Source organism: Thermoanaerobacter kivui, assembly GCF_000763575.1.
In the GTDB taxonomy this organism is placed as follows: domain Bacteria; phylum Bacillota; class Thermoanaerobacteria; order Thermoanaerobacterales; family Thermoanaerobacteraceae; genus Thermoanaerobacter; species Thermoanaerobacter kivui.
Genome location: NZ_CP009170.1, coordinates 87,501 through 101,964, shown reverse-complemented (window position 1 = coordinate 101,964; position 14,464 = coordinate 87,501). Strand labels below are relative to the sequence as shown.

Genomic DNA, 14,464 nt, shown 5'->3' with positions numbered 1-14,464 from the left:
CATGGAAAAAAAAGTTGATAGAGATTTAATGTTGGAAAAAGAAAATGAAGAATTAAGAGCTATGGAGCTTATAATAAGTAAAGCTCTAACTATAGGTATTACAACCAGTGCAATTGTGATTTTCATTGGCCTTTTAATGCTTATAATAACAGGAAACAGTGGATATCCTCATGGATTTTATCCCACATCTCCTGTTGAAATTTTAAAAGGTTTTATATCATTAAAGCCTTATGCTGTAATTCTTACAGGCCTTTTGCTGCTTATACTTACGCCAGTTTTTAGGGTAGCTGTATCGATAATTACTTTTTTACACGAGAAAGATTATTTATACACTGCAATAACCACTCTTGTGTTTATAATACTCATAATAAGTTTTATACTCGGAAAAGTAGAATAAAAATAGAGAAATCATTCCTCTATTTTTTCTAAATCTTCTTCAAACAGTTCCTCATCATAAACTTCTTCAATTTCCTCTGATTTTTCTTCTACAACCTCTACTTCCTGAGGGTTGTACTCCTTTATTATCTCTATTCCTTCGGCATTTTTCATTTTCACTTTGAGTTTACGTCTAATAACATCTACTTCTGTAACTTTCATTTCTTTATCGCCTACTCTAATTATGCTTCCAACTTTAGGAAGTTCCGCCCGTATGCTTTCATACATCTCTTGCTCATATTTTAAACAACACATAAGCCTCCCGCAAATACCGGATATTTTCGTAGGATTTAAAGACAGATTTTGGTCTTTTGCCATTTTAATAGAAACTGGTTCAAAATCTCCTAAAAATGTAGCGCAACAAAGAGGCCTTCCACAAGGTCCTAATCCGCCTATTATCTTTGCTTCGTCTCTTACTCCAATCTGCCTTAACTCTATTCTCATTCTAAAGACTGCCGCAAGGTCTTTCACCAATTCTCTAAAGTCTACTCGCCCTTCTGCAGTAAAATAGAATATTACTTTGTTGTTGTCAAAAGTATATTCTACATCAATTAAATTCATTTCCAACCCATGTTCCTTTATTTTTTCAAGACATATATTAAAAGCCTGAGCTTCTTTTTTCTTGTTTTCATAATAATGTTCAACATCTTCAGGTGTTGCGATTCTTATTACTTTTTTGAGAGGAACCACAATTTCCTCCTCTGGGACTTCCTTTATTCCGACGACAGCTTCTCCGAATTCTATCCCGCGTATTGTCTCTACTATTACTTTGTCTCCAACTTTTATAGGTAAATCTGCTGGATCAAAATAATATATTTTACCGGCTTTTTTAAACCTGACACCTACAACCGTAACCAAAATTATAAACCTCCCGCAATATCTAAGAGTAAATTTTCTACCGCCAATTGATAATTTACATTTGACTTAAGCTGAGAATTAAATTGCTCTATTCTATTAATTATATTATTAAGCTTGTAAATAGTCAATTTAGATGACATCTTTTGTATGTTTTCTAAAAAATCAATGTTTTTGATAAAGGTTCTTTCCTCTGTAGTTTTATAAATCAATATGTCTCTAAAATACAAAAGCAAAATTTTTAAAATCTCTTCTACATTATCCTTGTTTTTCTCAAAAAAAGTAAATTTATCTAAGACATCGAAGTCATTTTTATTTATTACTCCTTCTATTTCTCTTATGGTTTCATTCCTAAGGTTTATATATTCCTCTTTAGCTAATTTAACAGCTTCTTCAAAGTTTCCGTCAGCAATATACGCTAAGGTTTCTGCTTCTTTTTCTGGAATATTGTGCTCAAAAACTAAATAATTTTTTATAGTATCTTTATCCTCTTTATTAAACCTTATGACATTGCACCGGGATACGATTGTAGGCAAAAGTTCCTCCTGCCGAGGCGCAATAAGTATAAAAAGTCCATATAAGGGAGGCTCTTCTAATGTCTTAAGAAAAGCATTTTGAGCAGCTGTAGTCATTTTATGGGCTTCATCTATGATAAAAATTTTTTTATTCGCTTCATAAGGCTTTATATTAATTTCATTAGTAATATACCTTATAGTGTCCACTTTTATAGAATTTCCCTCTGGTTCTATAAAAAATACATCCGGATGATTTTTTGATATCATTTTTATGCAAGAATTACACTTAAAGCAAGGTTTTGAAACATTGTCTTTACAATTTATCATCATGGCAAAATATTCTGCCATAAATTTTTTTCCCAATCCTTCTTCGCCTACAAACAAATAAGCATTTGAAATTTTGTTTTTAAAAACAATGCTTTTAAATATATTTAATATGTTTTCATGACCATAAATCCTATACACGCTATCACCTATGAATAAATATCTATTAAAAGCCCTCTTATGTCATCTATCATTTTCAAAAGTTCTATATGCTTGCTATCCTTTAAAAAATCTTCTGTAAGTTTTTCTAATTTGTCATTAACCTTTTCCACAAGAGAATAAATTTTCTTTCTTCCTCTTAAATCTACGTATTCCTTTTTAGTGTGCTTTAACATACCGTTTGTGGCTTCTTGCAAAAACTTTTTGACAAGCTTTTTGTAGTTAAGCAAGTCTTCTAAAGTTAAAGTTTCTTTTAATTTTTGCGCTGCACTATCTAATTCAGATAATATGCTATTTAGCTTATCCTGCCGAAATTGCTCTAATTCTTCTTCCAAAGAGTCAATAAATTTCTTTGAGACTTTATCATACCTATGATATTCACTTTTTATGTCAGAAGAAACTTTGAGAGATTTTATCTCTTGGATCCTCATAACAACACCCTATATTCTGAAAAATTTTTCTACATCCAGCACAAATACTGTGGCTCCGCCAATTGTAACTTCAACAGCCTGTGGCAAGAATATATCTGTTGCGCCTCCCATAGGTGTAGGGGAAGTAATTATCCTGTCACGAGTTTTACACTTCTTCTCTATTATGCTGATAACATCATCTAATTTTTCGTCTTCAACACCTATTATCAAAGTTGTATTGCCAGACCTCAAAAATCCGCCTGTAGATGCCACTCTTGTAAAACTAAATCCCCCTTCAGTTAAGCCATCCATAAGCCTTCTTACGTCTTCGTCTTGTACAATGGCAAGCACTAATTTCATATTTAGACCTCCTTTACAGATATTTTTTTATAACAGTAATTATACATTGATGTACTTTCGATATTTCCTGCATTCCATCTATTATAACAAATCTTTCAGGATGTTGTTTGATCAATTTAACATACCCTTCTCTGACTTTTTCGTGAAACTCCATACTCTCTTTTTCCAATCTGTCAGCCTCTCTCTTCCCCCGTCTTTTCATTGCCTCTTCTGGCGTTATATCTATATAAATTGTTATATCCGGTAAAATCCCGATCGTCGCTATTTCATTGACAACCTTAACAGTTTCAATTCCTAACTCCCTCGCATATCCTTGATAGACATAGGAACTGTCCACAAATCTGTCTGCTATTACAATTTTACCTTTTTGAAGAGCAGGTATAATTTTTTCTGACACCAATTGGGCTCTTGAAGAAGCATATAAAAGCATTTCAGTCATAGGAAAGATAAAATTATCTTTATCCAAAAGAATGTCTCTAATTTTTTCTCCGACTTTTGTTCCTCCCGGCTCCCTTAATACCAAAATATTATAACCTTTTTTAAAAAGATACTCTTTAAGAAGTTTTATTTGTGTAGTTTTGCCACAGCCATCTATTCCTTCAAAAGTTATAAACTTGCCTTTCATATTTCACACACCAATATGTTATTATTTTTGAGTCCTAATATCTTAATACCTTTATTATATAACACATTTATATATTTTACCATATCTTTTTTTATGCGCTCTCCTGGACAAACAAGCGGAACACCTGGCGGGTAAGGTATAATAAAATTTGCTGAAATAGAGTTTATAGCCTCATCTAAAGGCACCAACTTAGCTTTTTTCGTCACTGCTTGAGAAGGTTTTAAAACCATCTCCGGAATATCAGGATAATTTTTTATTTCCTCAACTGGCTCTTTATCTCTCTTAATAGCTACAAGGTTTTTTATCCCTTCTATAAAAGAATCAATATGACTTTTATCATCCGCTAATGTAACCATGGCAAGAATGTTAAAAGCATCAGACATCTCTACTTGTATATTAAAATTATCTCTTAAAAATTTCTCTGCCTCTGGTCCTTTTATGCCTAAATTTTTTACGCTGACAGTCAATTTTGCTTTGTCAAAATCCACAATGCCGTATTTCCCGATTATTTCTTTCCCCAAACACCTTATTCCTTCAATTTTGTTTATCTCATCTCTCGCATAATCGGCCAGTTGAACCGCTTTTCTCAACCTCTCTTTCCCTTCTTTCTCCATATAATCTCTCGCAAGGTCAAGAGAGGACATGAGTATATAGGAAGGCGAAGTTGACTGAAAAAGGCTTAAAGAATATTTTAGTCGATTTGTATCTACTCTATCAGAATTCAAATGAAGTATAGAACTTTGAGTAAAAGAAGACAAGGTTTTGTGTACACTCTGTACCACAATGTCTGCTCCTGCTTGTAAAGAAGAATGAGGTAAATTATTAGAAAAAGGAAAGTGAGCTCCATGGGCTTCATCTACAATTAAAATTTTATTGTATTTATGAACAATGTCAGAAATTCCTGTGATATCGCTACAGAACCCGTAATAATTGGGATAAGTCATCACAACTGCTTTTATAGCCTCATCTTTTTTTAAATATTCTTCCAATTTGTTTATGTCAATTCCCATTGGAATACCGTCTTCATAATCAATTTCCGGGTTTATATAGACAGGCACTGTTCCTGTCAATACAAGGCCATTGTACACAGATTTGTGAGAATTTCTCATTATAAGTATTTTATCGTCAGGATTTAACACTGCATACATCGCTGCATATATGCCGGATGTCGTCCCATTTACAAGAAAAAAAGACTCTCTTGCCCCAAAAGCTTTTGCTGCAAGTTTTTGTGCCTCAAGTATGGGACCTTCAGGGTTGTGAAGATTGTCAAGTCCTGGTACCTCTGTTAGATCAATCTTTGCCAAATTAACAAGATATTCTCCTGGAAAAGTCCTTCCTTGTTTATGACCTGGCATGTGAAAAGGTATAATTTGGTTTTTTGCATAATCCATAAGTGCTTCATATAATGGAGCTGTCATACAATACCTCCGTATAATCATAATTTTTCGTTATATTGATTATACCATAAAAATATGAAAACCGGATTCACATCCGGTTTTCATATTTTATATCTTTCATGTATCCTTCCCATATGTCTATCATTTTACGCCTGTAAAAGTCATAAGCTTCATCCAATGGCGATAAGTTTATCAGCTTATGTTGACATTCTGTACAGAGAAACTTTCCTAACACTTCTATTCCATCTTGTGATTCCTGTTCGCATATAAAGCATTTCCTTTTCGTTGCTATGCTTTCCATATGCAACACCATCTTTCAAAATTTTCTAATGTAATTATTCCCTTTTGTGCAAAAATATATTCACCCTTTTTTGTATTTCCTAATTTCATTATATTTTTTCGTAAAAGAAAAAAAGCAAGTCTCAATGCAAATTGCACCAAGCCCTGCCTGTATTATTTAAAAGTCTCAACTAACTCCTTATATCTAAAGCAACTTATTAAATGATCATTTACTATTCCAACCGCCTGCATATAGGAATATATAATAGTAGAACCTATAAAAATAAATCCTCTCTTTTTAAGGTCTTGGCTGATTTTATCTGATAATTCAGTTTTAGAAGGTATATCTTCAATTTTTTCCCACGCATTTATTATAGGTTTATAATTTACAAAACCCCAAATATATTGATCAAAACTTCCAAATTCCTTTTGTATTTCTATAAACCTTTTTGCATTGTGTATTGAAGCCTCTATTTTCTTTCTGTTTTTTATAATTCCACTATTTTTTATGAGTTCTTCTACTTTCTTTTCGTCATATTGTGACACTTTTATAGGGTCAAAGTCAGCATAGGCCTTTCTGTAATTTTCTCTTTTTCTTAAAATAGTAATCCAACTAAGACCTGCTTGTGCCGATTCTAAAACCAAAAACTCAAAATGTTTTTTATCCTCATGAACAGGCACTCCCCATTCTTCATCATGATATTTTATGTAAATGTCGTCACTAAGACACCAAGGACACCTATTCATATTTCACCTCTTATAAAAGTAATGCTGCCGCTCCTAAAACACCCACGTTTTCTCCAAGCTCTGCTTTTACTACTTCACATACTTCGGCATTAGGCTTTAAAGCTTTTTTCTTTATTGTTTCCATCATTTTATCATAAAGCATCTCCCATTGAGTGGATACGCCACCACCTATGGCAATTCTTTTTGGATTATAAAAAGCCATGATATTTGAAATTCCCACTCCAAGATAAAAAGCTTCATTGTCAACCAATTCTTCCGCAAACTCATCTTCCAATTTTGCCGCTTCAAATACATGTTCCGATTTTACTACTCCATCTTTGGCTAAATCCCTTATCATTGTATCTTTCCCATTTTGAATTCCTTCTTGAGCAAATCTCGCAATAGCCGTACCAGAAGCAAAAGCCTCAAAGCACCCATAATTTCCGCAATTACATCGAGGCCCATTAAAATTTATAGTATGGTGCCCAATCTCAGCTGCATTAGAATTTTCTCCGCTATAAAGTTTTCCTTGAATTATCACGCCACCACCAATCCCAGTACTTACAGTTATATAAACAAAATTGTCTATACCTCTTCCTGCGCCAAATAAATGTTCTCCAATAGCTGCGGCATTTGCATCATTCTCTAATTTTACTTCAACTCCCAGCTTATGAGATAAAATATCCACAATGGGAACATTGTCCCAACCTGGAAGATTAGGTGGGCTTATAACTACCCCCCTTTTGGCATCAAGGGGCCCTGGAGATCCAATCCCAACTCCTTTTAAATCAGATATTTTTAATCCTGCTTCTTTTAAAACGTCATAAACACTTTGTTCGATTCGCTTAATTACTTCTTCTGGCCCTTTTTCTGCCATAGTAGGTATTTTGATGCTCTTTATGATATTGCCCTTCTCATCTACAAGCCCTGTACTTATCTTTGTCCCCCCTAAGTCCACACCGCATAGGATTTTCCCCATTTTTATCCCTCCATTGCCCACATCCTTATTTTTAAGAATTTCGTATATTTTACTGAATAAAATAACTTTAAAGTAATTATATTATTGCTAAAATCATCAATAAAGTCAATAGAACAAAAAAGAATACCATTTCAGGCATTTTTTGGTTTGTCGACAAAATTATTTTTTAAAGGGGCATTTTGCATCGTTCACTCCAGAGTTACAAAGCGACTAAACTAAAGCTCGGCCTCAAATTCCGGCAAGGTTCCGGGCACAATCGGCTTCCATGCTTCAGGTGCCCGCCTTCGCCATCCTTGGCTTCGGCCCTGCCTTCGTCTTTCGGTCTCACTAAATTTAGTTGCCGCTTTGTAACAAGTCGTTTCACAAATGCAAAATGCCCCTTCTATATGAAAAAAGGTTTGGCTACAGTCTGAAAAATGCCTCTCAGGCATCCTTTTTAATCTAATAATTTCTTATATTCTTCGGCCGTCATCAAATCCTCAAGTTGTGATTTGTTTTTAATTTCTACTACAATAAGCCAATTCCCATATGGATCGCTGTTTACAAGAGAAGGGTCATCAACAACATTATTGTTTATCTCAAGCACTTTACCGTCCACCGGCATATACACATCAGAAGCTGCTTTCGCAGATTCTACTACACCTAAAACATCGCCAGCTGCAAGTTCTTCACCAACCTCAGGCAAATCAATAAATTCTATATCTCCAACCGAATCCTGTGCATAATCAGTTATTCCTATATATGCTTTATCTCCCTCTATTTTGAGCCATACATGGTCTTTCGAATAGTACAATCCTTCCAAAACTTCCACTTTGGAAAACCTCCTATTTCATGAAATATTTTGTCCATTTAAAAAACTACCAAACTTTAGTTTTTAATAATAGTTGTATTTAAGAAAATTACACTTTGTGTATAGACTCCCCAAAGATGTCCTTAACAGCTTCCATAATAGTTTCGCTTCTGGTTGGATGTGCATAAACAACTTCCTTTAAATTTTCTGCAGTTATTCCGCTTTGGCAAGCCGTTGAAAGTACATGAACAAGTTCAGAAGCTCCATTTCCTACTACCCATGCACCAACTATTTCTCCAATTTCATTTGAAATTATCTTTGCAAATCCTTCTGTTTCTCCATAGGTTTTAGCTCTTCCGTTGTGCTTGAAATCAAATCTCCCTACTTTTATTTCCCCAAATTTCTTTTTTGCCTCTTCTTCTGTATACCCAAAATATCCAATCTCTGGTTCTGTAAATACTGCAGCAGGTATTTTCATATAATCTATGGTAGATGATTCACCAAAAATGTTGTCAACTGCTACTTCCCCTTGTGCTGAAGCAACATGAGCTAACATCATCTTGCCTGTGACATCACCTACTGCATAAACTCCTTCTACATTTGTCTTCATGTGCTCATCAACTTTAATAGCTTTTCCTTCAAATTCTAATAGTTCTACAATTGGACCAATATCCGTATTTAACTTCCTCCCTATAGACACAAATACTTTGTCTGCGTATATGCGCTTTATATTTTCACCATTTTTAACTGTTACTATACTCCCTCCGTTTTCTTCTTCATCTATTCTCTCAACCGTTGAAGAAGTATATATCTTGATTCCTCTTTTTTGTGCAACGAATTTAATAGAGGAACTTATCTTTTTATCAAGTGTAGGAAGAATATTAGGCATCATTTCAACAACTGACACTTTTACTCCAAATTGATTCATTATAAAAGCAAATTCCATGCCTATTACTCCGCCACCTATAATGCATAAACTTTGTGGCAAAGAAGTCATTTCAAGAATAGTATCACTATTCATGACATTTTTAGAATTAATGCCTTCAATAGGAAGTTCAGCAGGTGATGACCCAGTTGCAATAATAATGTTTTTCGCTTTAATTTTATTTTCTCCAAATAGTATATTCTTTTCTTTGTCAACTTTTGCTTCAGCATTAAAAACATCTACTCCATTGGCTTTAAGTAAAGCCTTAATGCCTTCAGTAAGTTCATTTACAATTTCATTTTTTCTTTTCACAGCTTGTGCAAATTCAAAAGTGTTTATTTTTACATCAAATCCAAATTCCCCTGCTCTTTTTAAAATGTCATAAACTTCTGCAATTCTTGCATAAGCTTTTGTCGGTATACATCCTCTGTTTAAACAGGTACCACCTAATTTATCTTTTTCAAATAAAGCTACTTTTGCACCTTTTTTAGCAGCTTTAATAGCAGCAACATATCCTCCAGGACCTGCCCCTATTACAGCTAAATCATATTCTTTGACATCTGAGAATTCAGCCACTTTTATCTCTCCATTCATTTGACATACCTCCAGCGTGATAGCCAATCATACCTCTAAGAAATTATTTTCTCATCCCTTTCTATAAGATCAGCCCATCCCTCATAATCTATCAAAGGAATTTGGCTTTCACTCTCTTCAAATCCTCTTGCAATAAAATCTTCCTTAAGTGCAAAGAGTTCTACCCCATCTTTTACCATTGTCTTCAAATTCTTTTCAATGGCAAAGATGACCCCATCTTGTATGAAAATAACTTTATCATGAGGCAAAGCAAGTTTTAATAAAAATTCCGAAATCTTATTCTCAGGACTTTTCTTAACAATTATTAATGCCATATTTTTCCCTCCTAAAAGAATACTACCTTGTCAAAAGAATGTACAAATTCTGGCAGTTCTTCTGCCTTTATTGTTTTTAAATCCCAATGAGGATCAATTTCACTTTGTTGTATGTTATATTTTTCAATGTCTTCTTTTATCGCATAAACTTCTGTCTTATATTTTTCTATATACTTAAAGGTCATGGATAATGGCAAGCATCCAATCAGCTCAGGTTTACAACTCGTTCTAACTGCTAGAACTGAATCTTTTAAAAAATTGAAAGAGAGACAGAAAAGGTTTACAACTCGTTCTAACTGCTAGAACTGCTTCATTTACAAAAAGCACAGTAGGTTCTAAGTCTTCTCCATACATTCCAAATGCACTTCTAAATGCCTCATTTATCCATATACTTCCTACAGGAGAATTGAACACTGCAAACAATACCTTTTTCATTTTTCTAACCTCCTAGGGCATTAAATTTATATATCTGTCAGAATTGTAAATAAGTGAGGCCATTTCTGGTAGACCTGAAAATACTGAATTGTCTATTTTCATGTCTTCTGTAATACCTCTGTACTGTGCACAAAGACCACAAATGTGAATTTCCGCTCCATTGTTTGATAATTCTTGCAACTTAGAAGGAAGATTTCTATCAGCCCTCATAGGTTTAACAAGTTTATTCGTTGCAAGAACAGAATCAGCAAATAAAAATATTGAAACTTTATGTCCTTTTTTTAGAAGCGTTTCCGCTAAATGGATCGCTGTATCTACATCTTCATTTGTATAAGGCGGTACATTTAACTGTATCGTTATATGCATACATTTCCCTCCTATTTATCAAAATTTCATAGGAAGGGCAGAACCCTTCCCAAAATTATCTCCTCTCAAAAAGATACCAAACCATCAGCCAGTTGCCGAGTACAGCAAATATTGTAAATATAATAGAGCTAATTGCGAGGTGTGGAAGTCCAGAAAGAATATGGCCTATGTTACAGCCTCCTGCACTTCCTGCACCTATACCCATTAAAATTCCACCTAAAGCTACCTGAGCAAAAGTTTTTGGGTCTTTAGGAGCTCTAAATCTAAATTCTTTTGCTATAAGTGCTGCTACAAAAGCTCCGATTATAACTCCTACTATTTCCATACCCATCCAATTATATGGAATGGGTTGTGTCAGGTCAAGATTGGCAGTAGTTGTTCTAAAAAGGTTCACCCAACCGCCTGTAATACCAAGAGGATATGTCTTTTGTGAAAGATAGGCTATAATTCCTACAATTCCAAGAGAAATGCCACCGGTAATCCAATTGAGCCCAGATACTTTTCTTTCAGTTGTTTTCCAATAAATAACTATTATTAAAAGCAAAATTGCAAAAATAATGGCAATAATCCATGGATTTATATTAAGCAAGTTTGCAATTGTCAGATTCACTGCTCCATCTTTTGCTGCATAAAATCCATTTGGATTATTAGTAGTTGTAATAGGCTTCCCAAGCCAATTATTTATAAAGGAAAGAGGGCCACCTCTTACTGCTGATGCTGTAACTCCAAAGAAAACAGCAGCAACAAAAGCAGTTACATAACCCTCACCTATCCTATAAGTAATACCACTGGCACATCCTCCTGCCAAAACCATTCCCATGCCAAATAGAAAGCCGCCAATTATTTGCGCAAGAGGAATCAATGGAAGGGGATTTAATTTAATCCAACCCAATTGCGCAGCCAGCTGAAAGCCAATTGTTTCCACAAGTATTGCTACCAAAGCCATCTTCATGAGGTAGTTATCTTTTGTCATTTTAACGTCCCTAATAGCAGAGTTAAAACATATTCTTCCTCTTTGTAAAACTATGCCAAAGAGGATTCCAACTAAAAGTCCTTGCCACCTGGGATCCATACATCTTCCCCCTTAGCTTAAATTATAACTTCTTAATGAGAAGTCTCCACTCGCTTGGTCCAATCTCCTCAATTGAAATTACTTCCCCACCTACGTCTTTAACTCCTGCTGGAATCCTTTCCTTTGAAAGTGCATAATCGATAAGCACTTCAAGAACTTCACCTGACTTCATTTCTTTGAGTTTTCTTCTGGTGTCCACGTCCGGAACTGGACAAACTTCACCTCTTTCATCTAAAGTGTAAGTGGGTTTAACTTCATTACTCATTTTACTTCACCTCTTAATTTTGTTATATTTTTAACATTTCAATTTTATTATACTATAAAATTTTCGCTCTTTATCATTTGTTTTTCTTATATAACATTAGTTTTACTTATAACAAACATTATAGTATAATAAAATTAAACGTTACATAAAGATATGTTTTTAACAATAGGGGGGAGTTTTTTATGAATATTGATAATTTAAAAGCATTTTATAAGACTGTATATTATAAAAGCATTTATTCCGCAGCAAAGGAATTATATCTTTCTCAACCTGCCATAAGCCAGCAAATAAAAGCTTTAGAAAAAGACTTAAAAGCCACTCTCCTTAAAAGAAGTAATAGAGGTGTTGTCCCCACTCTAGCAGGAGAATTAGTATATCAATATGCCGAGAGAATATTAAATTTATATGACAATATGATCAAAGACTTAGAATGTTATGAAAATGACTGTGTAAATAGACTCACAATTTCCTGCTGTCCTACTATTGGACAATATGCCCTCCCATGTGCTATTCATGAGTTTAAAAAAAGGCAGAAAAATCTGGTTGTGCATATTGAGCATAATTTTACACCGGAAGTAATTTATAATGTAAAAGAAGCAGGAATAGACATAGGTTTCATTGAAGGATGCTATTCAGATGAGAATATTGACTGTATATCATTAGGAGAATATAAAATGCATTTTGTTGCTAATGGTAGTTGGGAAAATAAAAAGTTGTCAAAAAACAAATTATTCCACTACAATTTTTTTGTAATACACAAAAAATGTAGCTTAAGAAAGATAATTGAAGAAACACTTTTGTCACATGGTGTTGATATTAAAAAATTAAAAATTGAAATGGAATCCCCATCAATCGAATCAATCAAATCTTCTGTAGCAGCTGGACATGGATTATCAATTTTGCCCTATATTGCAATAAAAAAAGAATTATATACAAAAACTTTATCTATAGTAAACGTCGATGATATAGACTTTACTTACAATTATTCTATCATTTACAATAAAAAAATATATAAAAAATCAAAAAAAGATTTTATTGATTTTATAAAAATCAACGGACAAAATCTATTCTGTTGAGGTGGTAAAAATGGAACAAGAAATTATATGTATGGGTGAAATTTGTCCCTTGCCTCTTTTAAAAACTATAAAAAAACTGGAAGAAATGAAAGAAGGTGATATATTAAAAGTAGTCGTAGACCATAGATGTTCTTTAGATAATATAGAATCATACTTTTATAAAAAAGATTATGTGCAAGGTAGTATTTTAAAAATAAATGAAGTATTAACTGGCGTATGGGAAATTTATATAAAAAAATAAACTCCTAAAAAGGAGTTTATAAAGGGGGCTTATTAAAATTTTACCGGCAGCGACCTACTCTCCCGCGAAAGCAGTACCATCGGCGCTGGAGGGCTTAACTTCCGTGTTCGGAATGGGAACGGGTGTTTCCCCTCCGCTATCGCCACCGGAAATCTAGACCCTCAAAACTGCACAAAGCCAAAGGTCAAGTCCTCGACTGATTAGTACCGGTCAGCTAAGAGTGTTTCCACTCTTACACCCCCGGCCTATCTACCTCGTGGTCTTCGAGGTGTCTTACCCCTTACGGGTGGGAAACCTTATCTTGAGGCGGGCTTCACGCTTAGATGCTTTCAGCGTTTATCCCCTCCGAACTTGGCTACCCAGCTGTGCACCTGGTGGTGCAACTGGTACACCATCGGTTCGTCCACCCCGGTCCTCTCGTACTAGGGGCAGTGCCTCTCAAGTTTCCTTCGCCCGCGACGGATAGGGACCGAACTGTCTCACGACGTTCTGAACCCAGCTCGCGTACCGCTTTAATGGGCGAACAGCCCAACCCTTGGGACCTACTTCAGCCCCAGGATGCGATGAGCCGACATCGAGGTGCCAAACCTCCCCGTCGATGTGGACTCTTGGGGGAGATCAGCCTGTTATCCCCGGGGTAGCTTTTATCCGTTGAGCGACGGCGTTCCCACTCACTGCCGCCGGATCACTAAGCCCGACTTTCGTCCCTGCTCGAGATGTCTCTCTCGCAGTCAGGCTACCTTCTGCCTTTGCACTCTCTCGCGCGATTCCCGTCCGCGCTGAGGTAACCTTTGGGCGCCTCCGTTACTCTTTAGGAGGCGACCGCCCCAGTCAAACTGCCCACCTGCCAGTGTCCCTACACCGGTTTACGGTGCTAGGTTAGAATTTCGGTAATCTCAGGGTGGTATCCCAACGCCGACTCCAGTGATGCTGGCGCACCACCTTCCCTGTCTCCCACCTATCCTGTACAGAAATTACCAAAATCCAGTGGCAAGCTGCAGTAAAGCTCCACGGGGTCTTTCTGTCCAATCGCGGGTAACTCGCATCTTCACGAGTACTACAATTTCACCGGGCCCCTCATCAAGACAGCGCCCAAGTCGTTACGCCTTTCGTGCGGGTCGGAACTTACCCGACAAGGAATTTCGCTACCTTAGGACCGTTATAGTTACGGCCGCCGTTCACTGGGGCTTCGGTTCAGTGCTTTCACACTTCCCCTTAACCTTCCAGCACCGGGCAGGCGTCAGCTCCTATACTTCGTCTTTCGACTTAGCAGAAACCTGTGTTTTTGGTAAACAGTCGCTTGGGCCTCTTCTCTGCGGCCT

At 35.6% G+C, this 14,464-nt stretch carries 20 protein-coding genes and 2 rRNA genes (1 of these 22 running past the window's edge); 3 read left to right on the top strand and 19 right to left on the bottom strand.

Features of this window, described 5'->3' with window-relative positions; translation table 11 throughout:
• The first annotated feature begins 1 nt into the window (after position 1).
• Positions 2-397 carry a DUF1634 domain-containing protein gene (locus tag TKV_RS00505; protein WP_084574143.1) on the top strand — a complete coding sequence of 132 codons (396 nt, stop codon included), beginning with the start codon at positions 2-4 and terminating at the stop codon, positions 395-397.
• Positions 398-408: 11 nt separating this feature from the next.
• On the opposite strand, the gene TKV_RS00500 is transcribed toward TKV_RS00505, so the two are convergent.
• The 17 genes from TKV_RS00500 to TKV_RS00425 all read right to left on the bottom strand — a co-directional run bounded on the left by TKV_RS00500 (position 409) and on the right by TKV_RS00425 (position 11,825).
• Positions 409-1,293, bottom strand: coding sequence for a PSP1 domain-containing protein (locus TKV_RS00500; RefSeq protein ID WP_049684312.1), 885 nt, complete (start codon positions 1,291-1,293; stop codon positions 409-411).
• Positions 1,294-1,295: 2 nt separating this feature from the next.
• Entirely contained in the window at positions 1,296-2,270 is a 975-nt protein-coding gene (gene holB / locus TKV_RS00495) for a DNA polymerase III subunit delta' (RefSeq protein ID WP_049684311.1), read from the bottom strand.
• 8 nt (positions 2,271-2,278) lie between these two features.
• Positions 2,279-2,719 carry a YaaR family protein gene (locus TKV_RS00490; protein WP_049684310.1) on the bottom strand — a complete coding sequence of 147 codons (441 nt, stop codon included), beginning with the start codon at positions 2,717-2,719 and terminating at the stop codon, positions 2,279-2,281.
• A gap of 9 nt (positions 2,720-2,728) precedes the next feature.
• Positions 2,729-3,058, bottom strand: coding sequence for a cyclic-di-AMP receptor (locus tag TKV_RS00485; protein WP_049684309.1), 330 nt, complete (start codon positions 3,056-3,058; stop codon positions 2,729-2,731).
• Between the two features lie 13 nt (positions 3,059-3,071).
• Complete coding sequence (gene tmk / locus TKV_RS00480; protein ID WP_049684308.1) at positions 3,072-3,683, bottom strand: dTMP kinase; 612 nt, start codon at positions 3,681-3,683, stop codon at positions 3,072-3,074.
• Complete coding sequence (locus TKV_RS00475) at positions 3,680-5,101, bottom strand: aminotransferase class I/II-fold pyridoxal phosphate-dependent enzyme (RefSeq protein ID WP_049684307.1); 1,422 nt, start codon at positions 5,099-5,101, stop codon at positions 3,680-3,682. Before TKV_RS00475 ends, tmk begins: the two co-directional genes overlap by 4 nt.
• A 67-nt stretch (positions 5,102-5,168) precedes the next feature.
• Complete coding sequence (locus tag TKV_RS00470) at positions 5,169-5,393, bottom strand: sigma factor G inhibitor Gin (protein ID WP_084574141.1); 225 nt, start codon at positions 5,391-5,393, stop codon at positions 5,169-5,171.
• 140 nt (positions 5,394-5,533) lie between these two features.
• Positions 5,534-6,106 (bottom strand): DNA-3-methyladenine glycosylase I, encoded by a 573-nt coding sequence (locus TKV_RS00465; protein ID WP_003871546.1) that lies wholly within the window; start codon positions 6,104-6,106, stop codon positions 5,534-5,536.
• Between the two features lie 10 nt (positions 6,107-6,116).
• Positions 6,117-7,064 carry an ROK family protein gene (locus TKV_RS00460; RefSeq protein ID WP_049684305.1) on the bottom strand — a complete coding sequence of 316 codons (948 nt, stop codon included), beginning with the start codon at positions 7,062-7,064 and terminating at the stop codon, positions 6,117-6,119.
• Between the two features lie 436 nt (positions 7,065-7,500).
• On the bottom strand, positions 7,501-7,875 hold the full coding sequence (gene gcvH / locus TKV_RS00455) for a glycine cleavage system protein GcvH (protein WP_049684304.1): 375 nt from the start codon (positions 7,873-7,875) through the stop codon (positions 7,501-7,503).
• 88 nt (positions 7,876-7,963) lie between these two features.
• A complete protein-coding gene (gene lpdA / locus TKV_RS00450) occupies positions 7,964-9,373 on the bottom strand; it encodes a dihydrolipoyl dehydrogenase (RefSeq protein WP_049684303.1) in 1,410 nt (469 codons plus the stop codon).
• A gap of 35 nt (positions 9,374-9,408) precedes the next feature.
• On the bottom strand, positions 9,409-9,687 hold the full coding sequence (gene tusB / locus TKV_RS00445) for a sulfurtransferase complex subunit TusB (protein WP_049684302.1): 279 nt from the start codon (positions 9,685-9,687) through the stop codon (positions 9,409-9,411).
• An 11-nt stretch (positions 9,688-9,698) separates the two neighbouring features.
• Positions 9,699-9,872 (bottom strand): hypothetical protein, encoded by a 174-nt coding sequence (locus TKV_RS14225; protein ID WP_236617285.1) that lies wholly within the window; start codon positions 9,870-9,872, stop codon positions 9,699-9,701.
• 43 nt (positions 9,873-9,915) lie between these two features.
• A complete protein-coding gene (locus TKV_RS14220; RefSeq protein ID WP_236617284.1) occupies positions 9,916-10,122 on the bottom strand; it encodes a hypothetical protein in 207 nt (68 codons plus the stop codon).
• A gap of 12 nt (positions 10,123-10,134) precedes the next feature.
• Entirely contained in the window at positions 10,135-10,488 is a 354-nt protein-coding gene (locus tag TKV_RS00435; RefSeq protein WP_049684301.1) for a DsrE/DsrF/TusD sulfur relay family protein, read from the bottom strand.
• Between the two features lie 55 nt (positions 10,489-10,543).
• The gene (locus tag TKV_RS00430; protein WP_049684300.1) at positions 10,544-11,560 is read right to left on the bottom strand and encodes a YeeE/YedE family protein; all 1,017 of its coding nucleotides are present in this window, start codon (positions 11,558-11,560) and stop codon (positions 10,544-10,546) included.
• A 22-nt stretch (positions 11,561-11,582) separates the two neighbouring features.
• A complete protein-coding gene (locus tag TKV_RS00425) occupies positions 11,583-11,825 on the bottom strand; it encodes a sulfurtransferase TusA family protein (protein WP_049684299.1) in 243 nt (80 codons plus the stop codon).
• Positions 11,826-12,007: 182 nt separating this feature from the next.
• On the opposite strand from TKV_RS00425, the gene TKV_RS00420 reads away from it, so the two are divergent.
• Both TKV_RS00420 and TKV_RS00415 read left to right on the top strand, forming a co-directional pair.
• On the top strand, positions 12,008-12,901 hold the full coding sequence (locus tag TKV_RS00420; protein WP_049684298.1) for a LysR substrate-binding domain-containing protein: 894 nt from the start codon (positions 12,008-12,010) through the stop codon (positions 12,899-12,901).
• Between the two features lie 10 nt (positions 12,902-12,911).
• Positions 12,912-13,142 carry a sulfurtransferase TusA family protein gene (locus TKV_RS00415; protein WP_049684297.1) on the top strand — a complete coding sequence of 77 codons (231 nt, stop codon included), beginning with the start codon at positions 12,912-12,914 and terminating at the stop codon, positions 13,140-13,142.
• A 41-nt stretch (positions 13,143-13,183) separates the two neighbouring features.
• Here the strand turns inward: TKV_RS00415 and rrf are convergent.
• Positions 13,184-13,292, bottom strand: a 5S ribosomal RNA gene (gene rrf, locus TKV_RS00410).
• Positions 13,293-13,322: 30 nt separating this feature from the next.
• Positions 13,323-14,464, bottom strand: a 23S ribosomal RNA gene (locus TKV_RS00405); it runs 1,872 nt beyond the window's last position.

Bases quoted from the DNA above. Each gene is read 5' to 3' on its own strand.
- TKV_RS00505 (WP_084574143.1), top strand. From the start codon at position 2: ATGGAAAAAAAAGTTGATAGAGATTTAATGTTGGAAAAAGAAAATGAA.
- TKV_RS00490 (WP_049684310.1), bottom strand. From the start codon at position 2,719: ATGAGGATCCAAGAGATAAAATCTCTCAAAGTTTCTTCTGACATAAAA.
- TKV_RS00485 (WP_049684309.1), bottom strand. From the start codon at position 3,058: ATGAAATTAGTGCTTGCCATTGTACAAGACGAAGACGTAAGAAGGCTT.
- tmk (WP_049684308.1), bottom strand. From the start codon at position 3,683: ATGAAAGGCAAGTTTATAACTTTTGAAGGAATAGATGGCTGTGGCAAA.
- TKV_RS00475 (WP_049684307.1), bottom strand. From the start codon at position 5,101: ATGACAGCTCCATTATATGAAGCACTTATGGATTATGCAAAAAACCAA.
- TKV_RS00470 (WP_084574141.1), bottom strand. From the start codon at position 5,393: ATGGTGTTGCATATGGAAAGCATAGCAACGAAAAGGAAATGCTTTATA.
- TKV_RS00465 (WP_003871546.1), bottom strand. From the start codon at position 6,106: ATGAATAGGTGTCCTTGGTGTCTTAGTGACGACATTTACATAAAATAT.
- TKV_RS00460 (WP_049684305.1), bottom strand. From the start codon at position 7,064: ATGGGGAAAATCCTATGCGGTGTGGACTTAGGGGGGACAAAGATAAGT.
- lpdA (WP_049684303.1), bottom strand. From the start codon at position 9,373: ATGAATGGAGAGATAAAAGTGGCTGAATTCTCAGATGTCAAAGAATAT.
- tusB (WP_049684302.1), bottom strand. From the start codon at position 9,687: ATGGCATTAATAATTGTTAAGAAAAGTCCTGAGAATAAGATTTCGGAA.
- TKV_RS14225 (WP_236617285.1), bottom strand. From the start codon at position 9,872: ATGACCTTTAAGTATATAGAAAAATATAAGACAGAAGTTTATGCGATA.
- TKV_RS14220 (WP_236617284.1), bottom strand. From the start codon at position 10,122: ATGAAAAAGGTATTGTTTGCAGTGTTCAATTCTCCTGTAGGAAGTATA.
- TKV_RS00435 (WP_049684301.1), bottom strand. From the start codon at position 10,488: ATGCATATAACGATACAGTTAAATGTACCGCCTTATACAAATGAAGAT.
- TKV_RS00430 (WP_049684300.1), bottom strand. From the start codon at position 11,560: ATGGATCCCAGGTGGCAAGGACTTTTAGTTGGAATCCTCTTTGGCATA.
- TKV_RS00425 (WP_049684299.1), bottom strand. From the start codon at position 11,825: ATGAGTAATGAAGTTAAACCCACTTACACTTTAGATGAAAGAGGTGAA.
- TKV_RS00420 (WP_049684298.1), top strand. From the start codon at position 12,008: ATGAATATTGATAATTTAAAAGCATTTTATAAGACTGTATATTATAAA.
- TKV_RS00415 (WP_049684297.1), top strand. From the start codon at position 12,912: ATGGAACAAGAAATTATATGTATGGGTGAAATTTGTCCCTTGCCTCTT.